This window comes from Desulfotignum balticum DSM 7044 (assembly GCF_000421285.1).
GTDB classification, from domain to species: Bacteria; Desulfobacterota; Desulfobacteria; order Desulfobacterales; family Desulfobacteraceae; genus Desulfotignum; species Desulfotignum balticum.
Window position 1 is genome coordinate 2,773,956 of sequence record NZ_ATWO01000001.1, and the last position, 17,966, is coordinate 2,791,921.

A 17,966-nucleotide genomic window follows, 5' to 3' on the forward strand; every position below is an offset into this window, starting at 1 on the left:
ACTTAAAACTTAAAACTCTCCACCCGATATACCTCGGACAATCCCTGTTCCAAAGGTATAGACGGAACCCACCCCAGGGCTTTGAGTTTGGACACGTCCAGGAGTTTGCGGGGGGTGCCGTCGGGTTTGGTGGTGTCAAAGGTCAGGCGGCCGGTGAAGCCAGTGACTCTGGCGATGGTTTGGGCCAGTTCCCGGATGGTGCAGTCAATGCCGGTGCCCACGTTGATGTGGGAGAGCATGGGTTGGGTGTGGGACTGGTATGTGGCGGGATCCAGGTTCATGACGTGGACGGTGGCGGCGGCCATGTCATCCACGTGCAGGAATTCCCGCATGGGGGTGCCGGATCCCCAGATCACCACTTCCGGGGCCTGCTTCTGGACGGCTTCGTGGAACCGGCGCAGCAGGGCCGGGATCACGTGGCTGTTTTCCGGGTGATAGTTGTCGCCCGGGCCGTACAGGTTGGTGGGCATGACGCTGCGGTAGTCCGTGCCGTACTGGCGGTTGTAGCTCTCACACAGCTTGATGCCGGCAATTTTGGCAATGGCGTAGGGTTCGTTGGTGGGCTCCAGGGGGCCGGTCAGCAGGGCTTCTTCCGCCATGGGCTGGGCTGCGTTTCGGGGGTAGATGCAGCTGCTGCCTAAAAACAGCAGTTTGTGCACACCGCTTTTGCGGGCAGCCTGGATCACATTGGTTTCAATCACCAGGTTGTCATGGATGAACTCCGCCGGAAAGGTGTTGTTGGCATGGATGCCGCCGACTTTGGCCGCAGCCAGGTACACCTGGTCCGGTTTTTCAGCCTGCATGAAGTCCATGACCGCCTGCGGGTCCAGGAGATCCATTTCCTGATGGGTCCGGGTGATGATCCGGGTCTGTCCCAGGGTGTTAAGATGTCTGGCAATGGCGCTGCCAACCATGCCGCGGTGGCCAGCTATGTAAATTTTCATCATGGGGGGGAGCAAGTGTTAAGTGTTAAGTTTTGGGTATAGCTCCGCTCTGTCGGTTACATTTTCAAATGTATCCGCTTATCAAAATTTCATCCTTATAATTTATTTTACCCAATAAAGCAATCAGGTTGAACACTGTCTCAACAGTGTTTTGTATATAAAAAAAATTGTCTGAAAAAGCAATGATACAAAACATTTGACCAAAAAGCAAAAAGGGGACAGATTTATTTTTTTACACTCAGAGCACAGGCTCAAAATATTGCCGATATCCAATGTCCGATGTGCAAAAATCATTCTTTCATTCATGATCCGCGTCGTTGATCAAGCCGCAACGTTGAAGCTTTTTTTTAATCTGCATTTGCCGAAAATGGGTAGCAAAAAAGAAATGCCGGTGCTTCGGGCGCCGGGGGGGGGGTGATCTGATATATCCCTTGACTGTATCAACCGGTACGGGTAAAATTTCACCATGGCAGACAAGGAAAATAACAGCAAGGTGGTCAACCCCCATGACAAGGTGTTCAGGGAGGTCTACAGCGACAAGGATAATGCCCAAAGCCTTTTGGCCGACAAACTGCCGGACAAAGTGCTCAAACTGATGGATCTGAATACCCTGGAGATCAGCAAGGACACCTTCATTGAAAAAGAGCTGGCTGATTATTATTCCGACATTCTGTACAAGGTGAATCTGACAGGCGGCAGCCGGGGACTTGTCTATGTGCTGTTTGAACACAAAAGCTATTATGACAGATATGTCCATCTCCAGCTGCTGGAATACATGGTCAAGATCTGGCGTTTGTATATCAAGCAGCATAAAAAGCAGCCAGATTACCTGCCCATCGTGATCCCGCTGCTGGTATGTCATGGCAGGAAAGAATGGCCGGAAGATACTGAGCGGTTGACATCGCTGCTGTCCGGCCCGGTGGATGAGCTTGCCGGGTACATCCCGGATTTCGGGTTTGAACTGTACGACCTGCTCAGGTACTCTGATGATCAGATAAAAGGCACCATCATGAGCCGGGTGGTATTGCTTCTGCTCAAGCACATCAGAGACCCGGATTTACGACAGAAGCTGCCGGATATATTGGCACTGCTCAAGACCCTGATGGAGAAAAAAACCGGGCTGCAATGGCTGGAAGTGGTGATCCGCTACCTGACATCGGTCCGGGATGAAGATGACCTATCGGCAAAAAAAATAGTGGAGATAGCTGAGCAGGCTATTTCCAAGGAGACGGGGGAATATGTTATGACATTATTAGAGAAATTACGGGATGAGGGTAGATTGGAAGGTGAGGAGAGGGGTGAGATCAAAGGCCTCAAAGAAGCTGTAGAACTGGGTATCACCCTTAAATTTCCCGGAGACATTGACACAGTAATGGCCGAGGTGAACAAAATTGATAATCTGGATACACTGATAAAAATTACAAAAGCAATAAAAAGCGCAAAAGACATTTCGGAGATTATGGCCCTGCTGTAAGAAAAGAAGAAAAGGGGACAGATTTATTTTCATTTGAAGGCCGTTCCAAAGTGTGATAGCGTGAGATCATGCCAAGAAAAGCCCGAGTCATAATTCCTGAATGTCCCCATCACATCGTTCAGAGGGGGCATAACAGGCAGGTGGTATTTGCATCAGATGCTGATTACCAGTATTATCTTGACACCCTTGTGGAGTGGAAGGAAAAACTGGGGTGCCAAATTTATGCCTTTTGCCTGATGACCAACCATGTTCATCTCATTATTAATCCTGGAAAGGATGTGACAACACTTTCACAGCTCATGAAACGTGTGAACGGCCGGCAGACAAGATATATCAATAAAATGGAAAAACGCACGGGAAGTTTATGGGAAGGCCGGTATAAGTCAAGCCCGATAAGTACAAAAGAATATCTTCTGTCCTGCAGCCGCTATATTGAATTAAATCCTGTAAGGGCAGGCATGGTCTCTCGACCTGAAGCTTATCCTTGGTCAAGTTATCAGAGCAAAGTGGGCATAAGGTCCTTGAAATGGCTGGATTATGATTCATGCTATATGGAACTGGACAGTTCCCGGGAGAATCGGGAAAAAAAATATGAGCAATGGGTGAATGCCGTCATTCCCCAGGGCGAATGGGAATTGATACGGGAATCGCTTCAGCGGGGGCAGTTGACCGGCAGCAAAAAATTTGTCGACCAAATTGAAGAAAAATTGAACCAGCGTATTGAGTTTCGAGGGCCGGGAAGGCCGAAGAAAAATAAATAAATGTGACAGTTAAACGCACGGGTCTTTTACCTGAGTGGATATAAAATTGTGAGCACAGGACACAAATAAATCTGCCTCCCCCCCTTTCTTCGCTATTTCTCAAAAATAAATCCAAAAATAAATCTGTCCCCTTTTTTTTGAATGGATACTGCTTTGATAAAAAACAAGACCCATAAGCGATTCTGGCTGACCGTGTCCTGCGCGGCCCTGATGCTGACATTGACCGCCTTGGTCCTTCCGGATGCACATGGCAACCCGGTATCGGCGTTGGGGCATGCCAGCCTGGCTGCCGTGTCTGAAGCCGACCGGGCCGTTTTGGCCCGGGCTGCCGGAGACGGCAGCGCCGGCATTCTGGTGACCGATGATCAGGGCCGGGTCCTGTTTTCACAAAACCCGGACACGCCCAGAGTACCGGCCTCGATTCTCAAGATATTGACCAGCCTGGCGGCCCTGGAACACCTGGGACCGGAATACCGGTTTCCCACCCAGGCGGCGTTTGATTCAACGATCCATACCCTGTATATCCGCGGGATGGGAGATCCATTGTTCGTATCCGAGGTGATCCGGGATTTCTGCGGGCAGATGGCAAATGCATTTGATCTGCAGCAGGTGGATAAAATCGTGATCGATCAGAGCTATTTTACGTCTGACATCATTATTCCCGGCACAGGCCGGTCATTGAATCCTTATGATGCCACCACCGGGGCTTTGTGCGCCAATTTCAACACCCTGCATTTTGCCCGGGATGCGGCGACCAACACGTTTGTGAGTGCCGAACCCCAGACCCCGCTGCTAAATCGGTTTGAACAAACCATTAAAGAGACCGGTTTGAAAAAAGGAAGGATTCTGCTGGAAAAAGAGGTGCGGCCGTTGTACCCGGGCCTGCTGACGGCATATTTTTTAAAGGAACTGGGGGTAACGGTGACAGGGATCGTGGAAACCGGATCGTTTCCGGATTCAGGGTCCACATTTTCCGGCAGCGCGCCTGTAAAGACCCTGACCCTGGCATCCCCCTGGACCCTGGAAGAGGTAGTTAAAAAACTGCTTGAATATTCCAACAATTTTATTGCCAATCAGGTGATGCTGGCTTTAGGGGCTCACGTGCACGGCCCGCCGGCCACCCTGGACAAAGGGGTTCAGGTGCTGACACGGACCGCGGCCGGTCTGCCCGCCTGGGACACCGCAGCAATTGCCGAAGGATCAGGTATTTCAAGGGAAAACCGGGTCACACCGGCCCAGATGGGAACCCTGCTGATGGCGTTCATGCCCCATCACACCCTGATGCCTTTTACCGGCACCCAGTATTATAAAACCGGGACCCTCACCGGCATCCGCACCCGGGCCGGGTATTTTGTCGGCGCGGATCAGCGCCTCTACCCCTTTGTCATCATGAAATAACTGCCAGGGTCAGGTCTGCTTTATTGTCGTTGTTGGCACCAATAACGACAATAAAGCAGACCGACCCTATTATTTTTCGATGAAGGCGTAGGCGCTGTGGTTATGGATGGACTCGAAGTTTTCCGCGCTCACGGAAAACCAGGTGATGTTGGGATCCGCCATCAGGATTTTGGCCACATCCCGGGCCAGATCTTCCACGAACTTGGGGTTGTTGTAGGCTTTTTCCGTGACATATTTTTCATCCTCCCGTTTGAGAACGGAAAAAATGTCGCAGGAAGCGGAGCGCTCCACGATTGCCACAATATCCTCGATCCAGATCAGTTTTTTGAACCGGGTGCTCACCAGGACCTCGCCCCGCTGATTGTGGGCACCGCAGTCGCTGATCGCTTTGGAACAGGGGCACACGGATGTCACGGGCACGGCCACCTTTAAAATGATGTCCGTGGGATGCCCGGAATTGGATGATCCGATGATGGAACAGGTATAGTCCATCAATCCGCTGACCCCGGCACTGGGGGACTGTTTGGCAATGAAATAGGGAAACGTGATTTCAATATGAGAGGATTGGGCGCCCAGGATCTTTTTCATATCCGCCAGAATCGTGGTCAAAGATTCCAGGGAAATGCGGGTCCGGGACTGGTGCAGAATTTCCACAAACCGGCTCATGTGGGTCCCTTTGCACTGGTGGGGCAGATCCACATACATGCTGATATCCGCCACCGTGGACTGGGTCCCCCGGGTTTTATCCAGCACCTTGACCGGGTATTTCAGGCCTTTGATGCCAACCTTGTTTATGGGAATTTTCCGATAATCCGGTTGATTCTGTGTATCGATCATGGCTGTCGGGCGATGGGTCAGACGCCCGGGGTTTTCGGTCCGGGTTCGACCTTGATCCGTCCGGCGGCAATTTCCCGCAACACGGTGACCACATCTCCGTTTTTACTGCGCGGGACCAGCAGTTCAGCCCCTTCCCTGACCTGGCGGACCCGTTTGGCTGCCAGGTGCACCAGTTCGAACCGGTTGTTCACATTTTTCAGACAATCTTCAATGGTGACTCTTGCCACGTTATTTCTCCTGAATAGATTAAGTCTATAAAATATCTATAATTTCATATATCCGTTTGCCGCCCGGAGCCTGGAGCATGGCTTCATCACCGGCCCGTTTGCCGATCAAGGCACTGCCCAAAGGAGAGGAAACCGAAATTTTTCCCAGTTTGATGTCCGCTTCATCCGGCCCCACAATCATATACTCCACCTGCTCTTCCGAGTCCAGGTTTTCCACCAGAACCCGGCTGGCGAACCGCACCACATCCTTGGGAACGGAATCCGGATCAATCACCTTGGCAACGCCCAGTTTATAACTGATCTCTCCGATGCGCCCCTCAAGAAAAGACTGGCGTTCCTTGGCCGCATGATATTCCGCGTTCTCAGACAAATCCCCGTGGGCCCGGGCCGTTTCAATGGCTTTGATGTTTGCGGGACGTTCCTCGCGTTTAAGTCTTGCCAGCTCCTGTTTCAGGGCTTCATAACCCTGTTTGGTAATCGGTATCTGCTCCAAACTAAAAATAACTCCACGTCATGACAATTGAAAATCATGATGGTTAAAGGTTAACTTCGCTTATGACGAAGCGGACGGCATTTCTCCGATAACGGTCACGCCGGCCATAGTCTTGTCCCCTTTTCGGACCTGTATCCGGCAGGTTGGCGGCAGATACAGATCCAGTCGGGAACCGAACTGAATCATGCCGTACCGCTCCCCCCGGTGCACCCGGGTGCCGGCATTCGCGCAGTTGACAATCCGCCGGGCGATCAGCCCGGCAATCTGCACCACCACAAACCGCTGGCCATTGGACGTCCGGATGGTCAATGCGTTTCGCTCATTATAGATGGATGCCTTGTCAAAGGACGCATTGATAAAACGGCCCGGTGTGTACACCGCTTTTTCCACCACCCCGTCCAGAGGGATCCGGTTGACATGCACATTGAACACGTTCATGAAAATGCTCACCTTCTGGAACGACCCGGACAGATATTCGCTGTCTACCCCGTCATCTACCCGGATCACCCGGCCGTCGGCCGGAGATACCAGCCATTGATCGCCTTCAGGCACCTGCCGGTCCGGATCCCGGAAAAACCAGGTGATAAAAAGGGTGACAACCGCGGCAACACTGCCCGCAGCAACCCACCCCAAATAAAAAAACACCCCCGTCAAAAAGGCGGCGCCCAGTATAAATTTAATGCCCGGAACCGCTACCGGCAATGCAGCCCGGCGGCCCGGCCATTTTGTTCGATCCATTTAATGTATCCCAAAAAATTTTAAACCGTGTTAGACTAACAGACATCCGGTCTGCGTGTCAAGCAAAACCCCGGGGCGCGTCCGCACCTTCGGACCGAAGATAGTCCGGGACCAGGGTGTTGGCGGGATTTTGAAAAAAATCCGGCGTGGTCCGGGCCGCCCAGGCCAAGGCTGCGGCACTGACCGCATCCATGAACGGCGGTGCCATCCGGGCCCGGCCCTTAAAGGTTTCCTGTATTTTTGTTTCATATACCCTTGCACCGGACCCGGCAAACACGGCATCTTTCCCCGACACCATGGATATGGCCTGTTTAGGCGAACACACCGTGTCATCGGTTTTTTCCTTGAGCCGCCCGTGTTCAAACCGGAAAACCGCACAATATACCTGGCCCCGGCGGGCATCCATCATGGCGCACACGGGCACATCAACTTGAGAAAACCGGCAGGCAATCCCGTCCAGGCTGGACACACCCGCGGCCGGCCGGGACAATGCCGTTGACAGGCCGAGCACGGCACTGATGCCGATGCGCAGCCCCGTGAAACTGCCCGGTCCTTTGGCAGCCACAAACGCGTCCACTTCGGAAATCTCACACCCGGCCTGGTCGGGAAACAGATCCCCGGCCATGGAAAGCAGGCGCCGGGAATGGGTCAGCCGGCTGTACCAGTAAGTTTCACACACCAGTTGATCATTGTCTGTCACGGCCAGACTGCACCCGGGTTCCGCCGTGCTCAGGGCAAGAATTTTCACGCTGTCCCATCCGGGTCCGTTTCCGGGATATCCGCCTCTTTTGCTGAAGCTTCCACGCAAGGTTCCAGAGCGATGTCCAGCACCTGGTTCACATCCCGGACACAGGTGAACTTGAGTTTGGATTTCACGTTTTTGGGAATATCATACAGATCTTTTTTATTTTTTTCCGGAATGATCACCTGTTTGATACCGGCCCGCAACGCGCCCAGGGCTTTTTCCTTGAGCCCGCCGATGGGCAGAACCCGGCCCCGCAAAGACACCTCGCCGGTCATGGCCACCAGGTTGTTCACCCGCCGTCCGGTAAAGGCCGACACCAGGGCTGTGACCATGGCAATCCCGGCTGAGGGGCCGTCCTTGGGAATGGCGCCGGCCGGCACATGAATATGGATATCCTGGTTGTCGAACGCATCCTTGTCAATGCCTAAGTGTTCCTGGTTGGCCTTGGTCCAGGTCAGGGCGGCCCGGGCCGATTCCTGCATCACCTCGCCGATCTGGCCCGTGACCAGAAGTTCCCCTTTGCCCGGAAACAAAGAAATCTCGATATACAGGATTTCTCCGCCCACCTCCGTCCAGGCCAGGCCCGATGCCAGGCCCACCTGGCTTTCCTCCTGATCCAGTTCCGGCATATACTGGGGCGGGCCTAAATACCGGGTCAGGTTCTGGCGGGTGATGGTGAATTTGCCTTTCTGGCCTTCGGCAATTTTCCGGGCGATCTTCCGGCAGATGGTGTCCAGCTTGCGCTCCAGTTCCCGCAAGCCCGCTTCCAGGGTATGCTCGGTCACAATGGTTGCCAGGGCATTGGGATGAATGGTGATGGACCGTCTGATCAATCCGTTGTCCCGCAGTTTCCGGGGCAGCAGATGGGTTTTGGCGATCTCGATTTTTTCCTGGTGCGTATACCCGGGAATCCGGATCACCTCCATGCGGTCCAGCAGGGCCGACGGGATGGTGTCGGCAATATTGGCCGTCAATATGAACATCACATTGGACAGGTCAAAAGGGATGTTCAGGTAATGATCGGAAAACGCGGTGTTCTGTTCCGGGTCCAGGGCTTCCAGCAGGGCGGATGAGGGGTCTCCTCTGAAATCATTGCCCAGCTTGTCGATCTCGTCCAGCATGAACACGGGGTTGTTGGTGCCGCACTGGCGCAGACCCTGGAGAATCCGGCCGGGCATGGAACCGATATAGGTCCGGCGATGCCCCCGGATTTCAGCCTCATCCCGGATACCGCCCAGAGACAGGCGCTGGAATTTACGTTTCATGGCCTTGGCTATGGCCTGACCTAAAGAGGTCTTGCCCACGCCCGGAGGTCCCACAAAACAGATGATCTGTCCCTTTTTTTTGGGATTGAGCTTTCTGACACTCAGATATTCCAGGATCCGCTCCTTGACCTTTTCCAGACCCAGATGGTTTTTGTCCAGCACGGTCTGGGCACGGGTGATATCCAGCACATCTTTGCTGGATTTGCTCCAGGGCAGTTCCACGATGGTATCCAGATAGGTGCGGACCACGGAAGCTTCCGAGGAATCCGAATGCATCTGCTCCAGGCGCCGCAACTGCTTCACAGCCTCTTCCTCGCCTTCTTTGGGCAGTTTGCACCGTTTTATCTTGGCCTTGAACTCCTTGATCTCCGCCAGTTTTTCATCGCTTTCCCCCAGTTCCCGGTGGATGGCCTTGACCTGCTCCCGCAGGTAATAATCCCGCTGATTTTTTGAAATTTCATCTTTCACATCCGTCTGAATCTTGGCCTGGACCGTGGTCAAGGCCAGCTCCCGGGCCAGCAGGTCATTGACTTTTTTGAGCCGCTCGGGTGTGTCATTGAGTTCCAGCAGTGCCTGGGCGTCTTCGGTGCGAAGATTCAGGTTGGCCGCCACCAGATCCGCCAGTTTACCCGGGGAATCGATATGGGACAAAAGATCCCCGATATCTCCGGACAGCTCCCCTTTCAGACTCAGCAGTTTTTCACTGTTTTCCTTGACGTTGCGCATCAGCGCTTCCAGCTCAATATCCAGTTCCTCGGGATCCTGCTCCTCTAAAAAAGACACTTCCACCTTGAAATAACCGCGCTTCTTGAGCCACGCCACGGCTTTTGCCTTGACAATCCCCTGCACCAGGGCCTTGATCCGGCCGTCCGGCAGTTTGATCATTTTCTGGACCCGGCCCACGGTGCCGATCTCATACACATCCTCGGTACCGGGATTTTCCACTTCCGCGTCCTTCTGGGCCGTCAAAAAGATATACCGGTCGTAGCCGACGCATTCCTCCATGGCTTTGATGGATTTGTCCCGGCCCACAAACAGGGGCAGCAGCATATCGGTGAACACCACAATGTCCCGGACCGGCATCATGGGGAGGGTTTTGGGAATATTGTCAAGATTCCCCTCTTTTTCAATCACTTCAATCAGATCATCCATATCCGCTTCTGCCATCAGATCTCCTTGTTATAACTTTCACCCCGTCCTTTATGACGGCATCGACCATAACGGCGGGGTGTAAATTTTTAAAATCAGGTATTTACATTTGAGGGTACAATAACGCATAATTTGAATTTTACAATATCCCGGGACAAAATAATTACCATGACAATCTCTATGCTGGCGGTCCATATCTTTATATTTATGTTCGGTGCCTGTATCGGCAGTTTTTTAAATGTGTGCATTTACCGGATTCCCCGGAACATGTCCATTGTATTTCCCGGATCTGCCTGTCCGGCCTGCGGGCATGGCCTGCCGTTTTATGCCAACATCCCCATCCTCAGTTTTCTGATCCTCAAAGGACGCTGTCTGTTCTGCAGCCATCCCATTTCTTTGCAGTACGTGGTGGTTGAAATCGTGACGGGGATGCTGGCCATCTTGACATACCTGATTTTTGGCTGGACCCCGGAAGCGTTGGTCTGGTTCGCATTTGCCGCCACCCTGGTGGTGGTCTCCGGCATTGATCTGGCGTTCCGGATTATTCCGGACCGGATCAGCATTCCGGGCATTTTTGTTTTCGGAATACTGGCCCGGGTCGTGCTGGACCGGCCTTTGACCGGCATTGTCTCCGGAATTCTGGTGGGCGGCGGCATTCTCTACGGGGTGGCCCTGGTGTATTATCTCATCCGCAAAACCGACGGCATGGGCGGCGGCGATATCAAACTGCTGGCCATGATCGGTGCCGTCACCGGGGTGACCGGTGTCCTTTTCACTTTGTTTGCCGGATCATTTGCCGGCACGGGTGCGGGGATCGCAGCCATGATCAGAAACAGACATGCGGATCGCCGGATGCAGCTGCCTTTCGGGCCTTTCCTGTCCGCAGGCGCGCTGGTCTATGTTTTTTTCGGCGACCCCATCATTGACTGGTACTTTTTATGGGCAGTTTTTTGATTTTTTGCTGTAGACCCCTTTCAGACAAGGGTTTTTTTTAAAAAAAGGCAATAAACTCTTGACACACACGACACAACGACGTAACGTACCGCTGAAGCTGATTCAAATGCGTGTAACCCTCAGGCAACGCGGTTATGGACACTAAAACCAAATTTGTCCTTCCAAACCCAAAAAAAGGAGAAAAAAAGATGAACAAAGGCGATTTAATCAACAAGGTTGCAGAAGTACTGGAAAGTAAAAAAGATGCCCAAAAGGCTGTTGACTGTGTGGTTCAGGCAGTCACCGATGCGCTTGCCAACAATGATTCCGTGACCCTGGTGGGTTTTGGTACCTTTAAAACAGCGGAAAGAAAAGCCAGAAAAGGCAGAAATCCCCAGACCGGAAAAGAGATCGATATCCCGGCGAGAAACGTTCCCAAATTCATCCCTGGAAAAGCGTTGAAAGAAGCCGTTAAATAACGCGGCGTTCACTCACCTTCAACTCCTCCAGGCAATATCCGGATACTGCCGTCCTTGTACACCCATACCGGAGACTACCTGGAGGGGGTTTTTAAAAAATTCAAGCCGTCCATTGCCCAAGATATGCGTCAATGCTTTGCAGTGCATTGCGTTGGCGCATGTCCAGGTTTTCCGGCTTGAATTCCGGATCTGCCAGATCGGCTATGGCCTCTGGATGGGTGAATTTTTCATCACCGCGAAATCCCGTGATTTTATTCCCGGTTGCCAGTTTCTCCAGATGATCCCTGAATTCTTTTGTCGCCGGCATCTGATAATTGCGCGATAGAATCCGGGCCGCCAGGGTATGGACTCTGGGTGTCTTTAATGTGGCCAAAACCCGGGACAAGGTATTTCTGTCTGCGATGTCAAACGGGCCGGCATCATGAAACCGGGCGATATCTTTTTTTTCCGCCGCCGTAAAAAAACCGGCCTGATACAGGGCCGCATCCGGGTCCAGATCCGGGATCTCTGGATAGGCATAAGCGCGATGCACTTGAATGGTATCCAGAAAAACGGAACCATTTTCCCGGAACATGGCGATCACATCCCCGGCGGTTTTCCGGGCCGTATCCGTTAACCGGTCCGTGAACCGTTCCAGGGCCGGCAGCACCAGCCACTGGTCCGCCGGTTTTTTCCGTACGGGAAACCAGTTAAATTGACCGGTGTCCGGATGGATCTTTCCACATTCCGGCCGGTCCAGCCGAATCCAAAGCTGCTGATTGGCATAGGGAATGGCACCGCCGATATGCAGCACCGGGGCGAGATACCCGGCATCCGGACCGAATGAGGATGACACCATCAACGCGTTGCGAAAAAACCGATCTTTGATCCGGCAGGTTTCAGCCATCGCCGCCACCCGTTTCAAGTCCGTCTGCTTGTCAAAAAACCCCAGGGCATAGGCCCACATGTCGGATCGCTGGGCAAATCGTCTGCACAGGGCCACCAGGGCTTCCACATCCGCCATGGCATCATGGGCCGGGCCGGAAGTGATGAACTGATTTTCTTTGGCGATATGTTCCAGTTTCAATGTCGGCCGGCCATTGTCCAGGCAGGGCCATTGAATGACAGGCGGGGTGCAGAATCGTTTATACAACGTGGCAACCGGCAGAATATCCGCCCGAAAGCAGCCATTGGCATATTGATGGGTATAGGGTTCCAGCAGGTTCCGGTAGAAGAGAAAGCGTAAAAATTCGTCATCAAACCCCAGCGAATTATACCCCACGCTGACCGTGTCCGGGGTATTGAAAAGCGAATGCAGCAGACGGGCAGCCTGATATTCACACTGCCCGTCTGCCAGATCTTTCATGGTCAGACAATGGGTGACAAACGCATTGGGAGATGGAATGATATCCTTGCGAAGCCGTATGGTCAGGCTGGTTCGGTCAATTTCCCGAAGCCGGGAATCCGTGCGGATCCCGGCAAAAGTCAACACCTGGTCAAACGCCGGATCAAGACCCGAGGTCTCCAGATCGTAAAACAGATAAATCTTATCTTTTGGAAAACTGGAAACTGGCTCTGGCCCCTTTTTGACCATATTTTTTCCGTTCTTTCTGACGGGAATCCCGGGTCAGAAATCCGGCGTTCTTGAGCACGCCCCGCAGTTCCGGGTCCACCTGCACCAGGGCCTTGGACAATCCCTGACGGACCGCACCGGCCTGACCGGTCTGCCCGCCGCCCATCACACGGATACGCACATCAAAGGCATCATCCATCTGTGTCAGTGAAAGGGGGGCTGCCAGCGCATCCCGGTTAACTCCGATATCAAAATACTCATCCAGATCCCGGTCATTCACCGTCATTTTTCCGGTACCCGGTAACAGCCAGATTTTGGCTATGGACTTTTTCCGTTTTCCTGTCGCGTAAAACACGTTTCCACTTTCCATTGATCGTATCGCGTCCTTTATCCTTTAATTTCAACGGGTTCCGGTTTTTGGGCCGCATGGGGATGCTGATCGCCGGCATACACGAACAATTTTTTGTTCAGTTTTCTGCCCAGCCGGTTTTTAGGCAGCATGCCCTGAACCGCTTTTTTAAGGACCTCTTCCGGGTTCTTTTCCAGCATTTCCCTGGCTGTCTGGGATTTCAGACTTCCCACATACCCGGAATGACGATAGTAATTTTTCTGATCCAGTTTGTTGCCGGTCAGACGGATTTTGTCCGCATTAATTACCACCACCCAGTCTCCGGTATCCACATGGGGGGTATACAAGGGATTATGCTTGCCCCGAATCCGGTAGGCCACCTGGGATGCCAGCCGGCCCAACACCTGGTCCGCTGCATCGATCACACACCAGTTTTCCTGGTTATCCGCTCTTTTGGCACTGTATGTATATTTTTTCACTTTTTTCACTGCTCCTCATTCATAAACACAATCCTGACATAATTATAGAAAAATCCCTTTATTGTCAAGCAAAATTTATTTTGATTCCAGCAGACGGCCGGCACCGGCTGCCAGAATTGCCAGAGACGGCTGAACACGATCTGAATCCTGGAATTCATCGGCCGCAATCCAGAGTGATTCCGGCATATTTCCCTGTAAAAACAATTTGCGCCGACCCAGCGTCAGATGTTTTTGCCCCCGGATCAATGTAAAGTCCATGGCCACCACCAGGGTATCCTTGAGCCGGTAAATGCCCATCCGCGATGTCTGAATCTGCAATGGGTTTTCAGACACGGCAGCCCGTTGCCTTTGTTGTTCCCAGGCATCCCAGTCAAACCGGTCCGGATCCGCGCCCGGTACATGCAATGTCATGTAATCCCCGGCGGTTCCGGTCATATGGGTTTGGACCCACTTGTCCACAAACCGGATCACCCCTGTTTTCCATGCAGCCAGTACGTCAGCATTGGTATACTGAATCGTCTTCTGGATGATCACGGGGGTGACATACCTTGTGACATAATCGGACAAACGGCGCACATCCTTGTTTTCCAGGGCGATACATCCGTTCGTATCCATGGGCGTCAACGGCTTGTTGGTGCCGTGAATCCAAATGGCGTACCCGGTTTTTCCCTGCTGCCGGTCCAGAAAATGGGGATAATCCGTGGGAAACGCCCGGGGGCCGTAAATCGGGGTCAAATCCTTGTCTTCATGCTCATCGATGATAAAATAAATCCCTTCCGGGGTTTTTTTATCCCCTTCCACCTGTTTGGGACCGAACGCTTCTCCCGTAGAGCAATTCGTGTCAAACACCCGGATCAATTCTGAAGAATCAGAATCCGCCCGAAAGATATAAAACCGCTGGGTCTGTTTTTCCACCAGAATGGCATGCTCCCCCCGGGGCAGTGCGATCACTGCGGCCGGCAGGGATCCGGCCAGCGCAGGCGCACCTGCTGTGAACAGACAGGCCATCAACCAGATCAAATATTTCATAAGCAGCCGGTTACCTTGATGTCTCTTCAGGGACTTTATTGAGATGTTGATATGCCGGGTTTGATGCTTTCCGGCCGCTGGAAGTCCGCAACACCAGGCCGATTTTCAACAAAAAAGGTTCCACCACATCCACCAGGGTATCAGTCTCTTCCTGCAGGGTGGCGGCAATGGCTTCAATGCCCACGGGGCCTCCGTGATAAAAATCGATGATGGTCTCAAGATAGCTGCGGTCCAGCCGGGTCAGGCCCAGATGGTCGATCCCTTCCAGTGCCAGGGCCGCCTGGACGGTTTCCCGGGTCACCCGGCCGTCGGACCGGACCTGGGCAAAGTCCCGCACCCGTTTGAGAAGCCGGTTGGCGATCCGCGGGGTTCCCCGGGACCGTTTTGCCAGAGACAATGCCCCGTCTTTCGTGATCTGAGTCTCCAGAAGCCGGGCCGACCGATGGATAATGACCACCAGTTCCTCGGGTGTATAAAAATCCAGGGTCCGGAACAGACCGAACCGGTCCCGCAACGGTGAGGAAAGCAGTCCCACCCGGGTGGTGGCCCCCACCAGCACGAACCGCCGCAGCCGGTACCGGTGGCTTCTGGCATGAATTCCCTTGTCAAACACGAAATCCACAGCAAAATCTTCCATGGCCGGATAAAGAAATTCCTCCACCACTTTGGGGATCCGGTGAATTTCATCGATGAACAAAAACTCCCCATCCGCCAGATGGGTTAAAATGCCCATGAGGTCTCCGCCTTTTTCCAGGGTGGGGCCGGACGTAATGGTGAGATCTTTTCCCATTTCATTGGCAATGATATGGCAGATGGTGGTTTTACCCAGTCCGGGCGGACCGTGCAGCAGAATGTGATCCAAAGGTTCGTTTCTGAGTTTGGCCGCCTGAATGGCAATTTTCAACGTCTCCACGGTGGCATTCTGACCCACATAATCCTCAAACCGCTCGGGCCGCAAAGACACGATATCCGGGGTCCGGTCCTCCGGGGTCGGCTGGGCAGTGACCACCCCTTTGACATCCGATTGATAGGACAATATATCATCGGTCATGTTCAGGCTCCTTCCTGGTAAATAGCATCCAGCAGCGCTTCCGGGGTATGGATACCGGGATTTTTTTCAAGTGCGGCCCGGATCATGCGCTGGGCCGAACCGGAAGAATGTCCCAACTGGTTCACCAGAACCCCGGTCACCATTGCCACCATTTCCGGATTGTCCGGGGAAGGTGATACCGGTGACAAAGGTGCCCGGGCCGGGGCTCTTTCGGCAAATTCCCGGGTTTTGCCGTGCAGGGTGGCAATCACTTTTTCCGCTGTCCGGGGCCCGATGCCGGGCAGTTTCGCCAGCAAAGATACCTGTTTGTCCTCGATGGCGGCGGCAATTTCTCCCACGGGGCGGACCATGGCCTTGACCGCTTTCATGGGGCCGATGGCGGAAACGGAAATAAACAATTGAAAAAACGCCTTGTCCTTTTTTTCCAGAAATCCGATCAAAACCGGTTTGGGCTGGCGTTCGGTCACATGATAATAAATATGCAGCTGAACCTGAGTTTCTTTGGATTGCGCCATCACCTGGGCCCGGGTGAACGGGCTGACCAGAATTTCATACCCCACCTGCCCTGCCAGCAACAAAATGGCATCAGAGTCACCGTCCAAAACCTGTCCTTCAAGATATCCGATCATGATCGTTTTTCCTGTACCGGAAATATCCGGTGATCGCCAGACCCAGTGCATCGGACGCATGGAACGGCCGAATGGTTTCCGGATGATTTAAAAAATGGCGCACGGACCGCTCCATCTGAAATTTATCGGCATTGCCGTTGCCGCAGATAATTTTTTTGGCTTCCCGCACGGCGATTTCCTCCACCCGAACTCCGGCCCGGAACGCCGCCACCAGCAGCACCCCGGAAACCTTGCCCAGCAAAATTCCGGACCCCGGGTATTTATCCAGCGAATAGATATCCTCGATCACCACCAGATCCGGGACCTGGTCCGATAGAAACTGACTGATGCGGGTATAGATGGTGTCCAGCCGGAAAGGAAGGGAATCCGTCGATGCCGTGGACACGCATCCAAAGGAATACCGGTTCACGGCCCGGGCATCGCCTTCCACCACTGCGATGCCCGTACCGGCCAGTCCGGGATCGATGCCCACCACTTTGATCGGCTTATGTGTCACTGAAGTGTTTTCAGTTTTGTTTTTGCAAACTCCGCTTCCCTGGAGTCCGGATACCGGGCAATCAGTTCATTTAAAATCAACCGGGCATTGGCATTTTCTCCCAGCTCGGCAAAGGCATATCCCTGTTTGAGGCGGGCAGCCGCTGTTTTGTTGGAATCCGGGTATTGTTCCAGCACTTTCTGATATTCCAGAATGGCTTTTTCATACCATTTTTCCACATAATAACTGTCTGCAATCCAGAACCGGGCATTGCCGGCATACGAAGATTCCGGAAAGGTGTTGATGAAATTTTCAAACTGAATCCGGGCAGCCTCCATGTCTCCGGCATCAAAGGTTTTTTTGGCCTGCTCATACGCGGATCGGTCGGACACGGGCATTTCAGCTTTTGCCTGCCCGTCATCAGCCCCGACATCGGGTGACGCGGCATCATCAGACGAATCTGTCCCATTTGTCCCGGGCACGGTGGGTTCAAATCCCATGTAAGTTTCCAGTCGGGTGATCCGGGTATGATTGCGGGATATGGCCCGGTCCATCCGGTCCAGGATTTGTGTGGAATCTGTCTGAATGCCCAGGTCCGTGCCACCCAGTCGATAGGCGGTCTCCTCCATCATGCCCTGGAGCTGCGCATATTTTTTATGCATCTGTTGCAGTTCCTGATTGATGTCCGCAATATCTTCCCGGGATCCCTGACCCGTGGCCTGCACTTTTTTTTCCAGATCTTCAATGGCGGATGACAAATCTGCAACCTGGTTCTGGAATTGACGCAGCCGGGTATTTTCCATTTCCAGGGCATTGACGCGATTTTCCAAAATCTGGTATTGATCCGGCGACACACATCCGGACAGCACCGGCACCCACAGCATGACGCAGATTGTTAAAACAATGTTTTTCATGGTCCCCCCTAGCCTGAACAAACAGTCAAAGTCCGGCCGGATCGT

General features: G+C 53.0%; 20 protein-coding genes. 5 read left to right on the forward strand and 15 right to left on the reverse strand.

The window, feature by feature from the left end:
• Positions 1-2 precede the first annotated feature (2 nt).
• Entirely contained in the window at positions 3-947 is a 945-nt protein-coding gene (fcl, locus tag K365_RS0113845) for a GDP-L-fucose synthase (RefSeq protein WP_024335050.1), read from the reverse strand.
• A 463-nt stretch (positions 948-1,410) separates the two neighbouring features.
• Here fcl and K365_RS0113855 point away from each other — a divergent pair, with 463 nt between their 5' ends.
• From K365_RS0113855 to K365_RS0113865, 3 genes are all read left to right on the forward strand, one after another.
• Entirely contained in the window at positions 1,411-2,418 is a 1,008-nt protein-coding gene (locus K365_RS0113855; protein ID WP_024335052.1) for an Rpn family recombination-promoting nuclease/putative transposase, read from the forward strand.
• 68 nt (positions 2,419-2,486) lie between these two features.
• Entirely contained in the window at positions 2,487-3,179 is a 693-nt protein-coding gene (locus K365_RS0113860) for an REP-associated tyrosine transposase (RefSeq protein ID WP_024335053.1), read from the forward strand.
• 153 nt (positions 3,180-3,332) lie between these two features.
• On the forward strand, positions 3,333-4,577 hold the full coding sequence (locus K365_RS0113865; RefSeq protein WP_024335054.1) for a D-alanyl-D-alanine carboxypeptidase/D-alanyl-D-alanine-endopeptidase: 1,245 nt from the start codon (positions 3,333-3,335) through the stop codon (positions 4,575-4,577).
• A gap of 69 nt (positions 4,578-4,646) precedes the next feature.
• Here K365_RS0113865 and folE2 read toward each other — a convergent pair whose 3' ends face one another.
• The 6 genes from folE2 to lon are packed head-to-tail and all read right to left on the reverse strand — an operon-like array spanning position 4,647 to position 10,049.
• Positions 4,647-5,414, reverse strand: coding sequence for a GTP cyclohydrolase FolE2 (gene folE2 / locus K365_RS0113870; RefSeq protein ID WP_006964705.1), 768 nt, complete (start codon positions 5,412-5,414; stop codon positions 4,647-4,649).
• Between the two features lie 17 nt (positions 5,415-5,431).
• Positions 5,432-5,641: a DNA-directed RNA polymerase subunit omega gene (gene rpoZ, locus K365_RS0113875; protein ID WP_006964703.1), complete on the reverse strand. Its 210-nt coding sequence runs from the start codon at positions 5,639-5,641 to the stop codon at positions 5,432-5,434.
• Between the two features lie 25 nt (positions 5,642-5,666).
• Positions 5,667-6,134 (reverse strand): transcription elongation factor GreA, encoded by a 468-nt coding sequence (gene greA, locus K365_RS0113880; protein ID WP_006964701.1) that lies wholly within the window; start codon positions 6,132-6,134, stop codon positions 5,667-5,669.
• A gap of 60 nt (positions 6,135-6,194) precedes the next feature.
• Positions 6,195-6,872 carry a phosphatidylserine decarboxylase family protein gene (locus tag K365_RS0113885; RefSeq protein ID WP_024335055.1) on the reverse strand — a complete coding sequence of 226 codons (678 nt, stop codon included), beginning with the start codon at positions 6,870-6,872 and terminating at the stop codon, positions 6,195-6,197.
• A gap of 58 nt (positions 6,873-6,930) precedes the next feature.
• Positions 6,931-7,620 (reverse strand): tRNA (adenosine(37)-N6)-threonylcarbamoyltransferase complex dimerization subunit type 1 TsaB, encoded by a 690-nt coding sequence (gene tsaB / locus K365_RS0113890; RefSeq protein WP_024335056.1) that lies wholly within the window; start codon positions 7,618-7,620, stop codon positions 6,931-6,933.
• A complete protein-coding gene (gene lon, locus K365_RS0113895) occupies positions 7,617-10,049 on the reverse strand; it encodes an endopeptidase La (RefSeq protein ID WP_024335057.1) in 2,433 nt (810 codons plus the stop codon). Before lon ends, tsaB begins: the two co-directional genes overlap by 4 nt.
• Before the next feature lie 150 nt (positions 10,050-10,199).
• Between lon and K365_RS0113900 the strand changes: the two genes are divergently transcribed.
• Entirely contained in the window at positions 10,200-10,985 is a 786-nt protein-coding gene (locus K365_RS0113900) for a prepilin peptidase (RefSeq protein WP_024335058.1), read from the forward strand.
• 188 nt (positions 10,986-11,173) lie between these two features.
• A complete protein-coding gene (locus tag K365_RS0113905; RefSeq protein ID WP_006964692.1) occupies positions 11,174-11,443 on the forward strand; it encodes an HU family DNA-binding protein in 270 nt (89 codons plus the stop codon).
• A gap of 100 nt (positions 11,444-11,543) precedes the next feature.
• Here the strand turns inward: K365_RS0113905 and K365_RS0113910 are convergent, their stop codons facing one another.
• The 8 genes from K365_RS0113910 to ybgF form a co-directional block, all read right to left on the reverse strand.
• Positions 11,544-13,016 (reverse strand): exonuclease domain-containing protein, encoded by a 1,473-nt coding sequence (locus tag K365_RS0113910; RefSeq protein WP_024335059.1) that lies wholly within the window; start codon positions 13,014-13,016, stop codon positions 11,544-11,546.
• Complete coding sequence (gene rpsI / locus K365_RS0113915) at positions 12,970-13,365, reverse strand: 30S ribosomal protein S9 (RefSeq protein WP_006964688.1); 396 nt, start codon at positions 13,363-13,365, stop codon at positions 12,970-12,972. Before rpsI ends, K365_RS0113910 begins: the two co-directional genes overlap by 47 nt.
• Positions 13,366-13,382: 17 nt before the next feature.
• On the reverse strand, positions 13,383-13,823 hold the full coding sequence (rplM, locus tag K365_RS0113920) for a 50S ribosomal protein L13 (protein WP_006964687.1): 441 nt from the start codon (positions 13,821-13,823) through the stop codon (positions 13,383-13,385).
• Between the two features lie 75 nt (positions 13,824-13,898).
• Positions 13,899-14,852, reverse strand: coding sequence for a L,D-transpeptidase family protein (locus K365_RS26665; RefSeq protein ID WP_024335060.1), 954 nt, complete (start codon positions 14,850-14,852; stop codon positions 13,899-13,901).
• A 10-nt stretch (positions 14,853-14,862) separates the two neighbouring features.
• The gene (ruvB, locus tag K365_RS0113930; protein WP_024335061.1) at positions 14,863-15,903 is read right to left on the reverse strand and encodes a Holliday junction branch migration DNA helicase RuvB; all 1,041 of its coding nucleotides are present in this window, start codon (positions 15,901-15,903) and stop codon (positions 14,863-14,865) included.
• 2 nt (positions 15,904-15,905) lie between these two features.
• On the reverse strand, positions 15,906-16,532 hold the full coding sequence (gene ruvA / locus K365_RS0113935) for a Holliday junction branch migration protein RuvA (protein WP_006964680.1): 627 nt from the start codon (positions 16,530-16,532) through the stop codon (positions 15,906-15,908).
• Complete coding sequence (locus K365_RS0113940) at positions 16,516-17,028, reverse strand: crossover junction endodeoxyribonuclease RuvC (RefSeq protein WP_029725336.1); 513 nt, start codon at positions 17,026-17,028, stop codon at positions 16,516-16,518. The genes ruvA and K365_RS0113940 overlap by 17 nt, the downstream gene beginning before the upstream one ends.
• On the reverse strand, positions 17,025-17,921 hold the full coding sequence (ybgF, locus tag K365_RS0113945; protein WP_024335063.1) for a tol-pal system protein YbgF: 897 nt from the start codon (positions 17,919-17,921) through the stop codon (positions 17,025-17,027). The genes K365_RS0113940 and ybgF overlap by 4 nt, the downstream gene beginning before the upstream one ends.
• Positions 17,922-17,966 lie beyond the last annotated feature (45 nt).

Bases quoted from the DNA above. Each gene is read 5' to 3' on its own strand.
- fcl (WP_024335050.1), bottom strand. From the start codon at position 947: ATGATGAAAATTTACATAGCTGGCCACCGCGGCATGGTTGGCAGCGCC.
- K365_RS0113855 (WP_024335052.1), top strand. From the start codon at position 1,411: ATGGCAGACAAGGAAAATAACAGCAAGGTGGTCAACCCCCATGACAAG.
- K365_RS0113860 (WP_024335053.1), top strand. From the start codon at position 2,487: ATGCCAAGAAAAGCCCGAGTCATAATTCCTGAATGTCCCCATCACATC.
- folE2 (WP_006964705.1), bottom strand. From the start codon at position 5,414: ATGATCGATACACAGAATCAACCGGATTATCGGAAAATTCCCATAAAC.
- K365_RS0113885 (WP_024335055.1), bottom strand. From the start codon at position 6,872: ATGGATCGAACAAAATGGCCGGGCCGCCGGGCTGCATTGCCGGTAGCG.
- lon (WP_024335057.1), bottom strand. From the start codon at position 10,049: ATGGCAGAAGCGGATATGGATGATCTGATTGAAGTGATTGAAAAAGAG.
- K365_RS0113900 (WP_024335058.1), top strand. From the start codon at position 10,200: ATGACAATCTCTATGCTGGCGGTCCATATCTTTATATTTATGTTCGGT.
- K365_RS0113905 (WP_006964692.1), top strand. From the start codon at position 11,174: ATGAACAAAGGCGATTTAATCAACAAGGTTGCAGAAGTACTGGAAAGT.
- K365_RS0113910 (WP_024335059.1), bottom strand. From the start codon at position 13,016: ATGGTCAAAAAGGGGCCAGAGCCAGTTTCCAGTTTTCCAAAAGATAAG.
- rpsI (WP_006964688.1), bottom strand. From the start codon at position 13,365: ATGGAAAGTGGAAACGTGTTTTACGCGACAGGAAAACGGAAAAAGTCC.
- K365_RS26665 (WP_024335060.1), bottom strand. From the start codon at position 14,852: ATGAAATATTTGATCTGGTTGATGGCCTGTCTGTTCACAGCAGGTGCG.
- ruvB (WP_024335061.1), bottom strand. From the start codon at position 15,903: ATGACCGATGATATATTGTCCTATCAATCGGATGTCAAAGGGGTGGTC.
- ruvA (WP_006964680.1), bottom strand. From the start codon at position 16,532: ATGATCGGATATCTTGAAGGACAGGTTTTGGACGGTGACTCTGATGCC.
- ybgF (WP_024335063.1), bottom strand. From the start codon at position 17,921: ATGAAAAACATTGTTTTAACAATCTGCGTCATGCTGTGGGTGCCGGTG.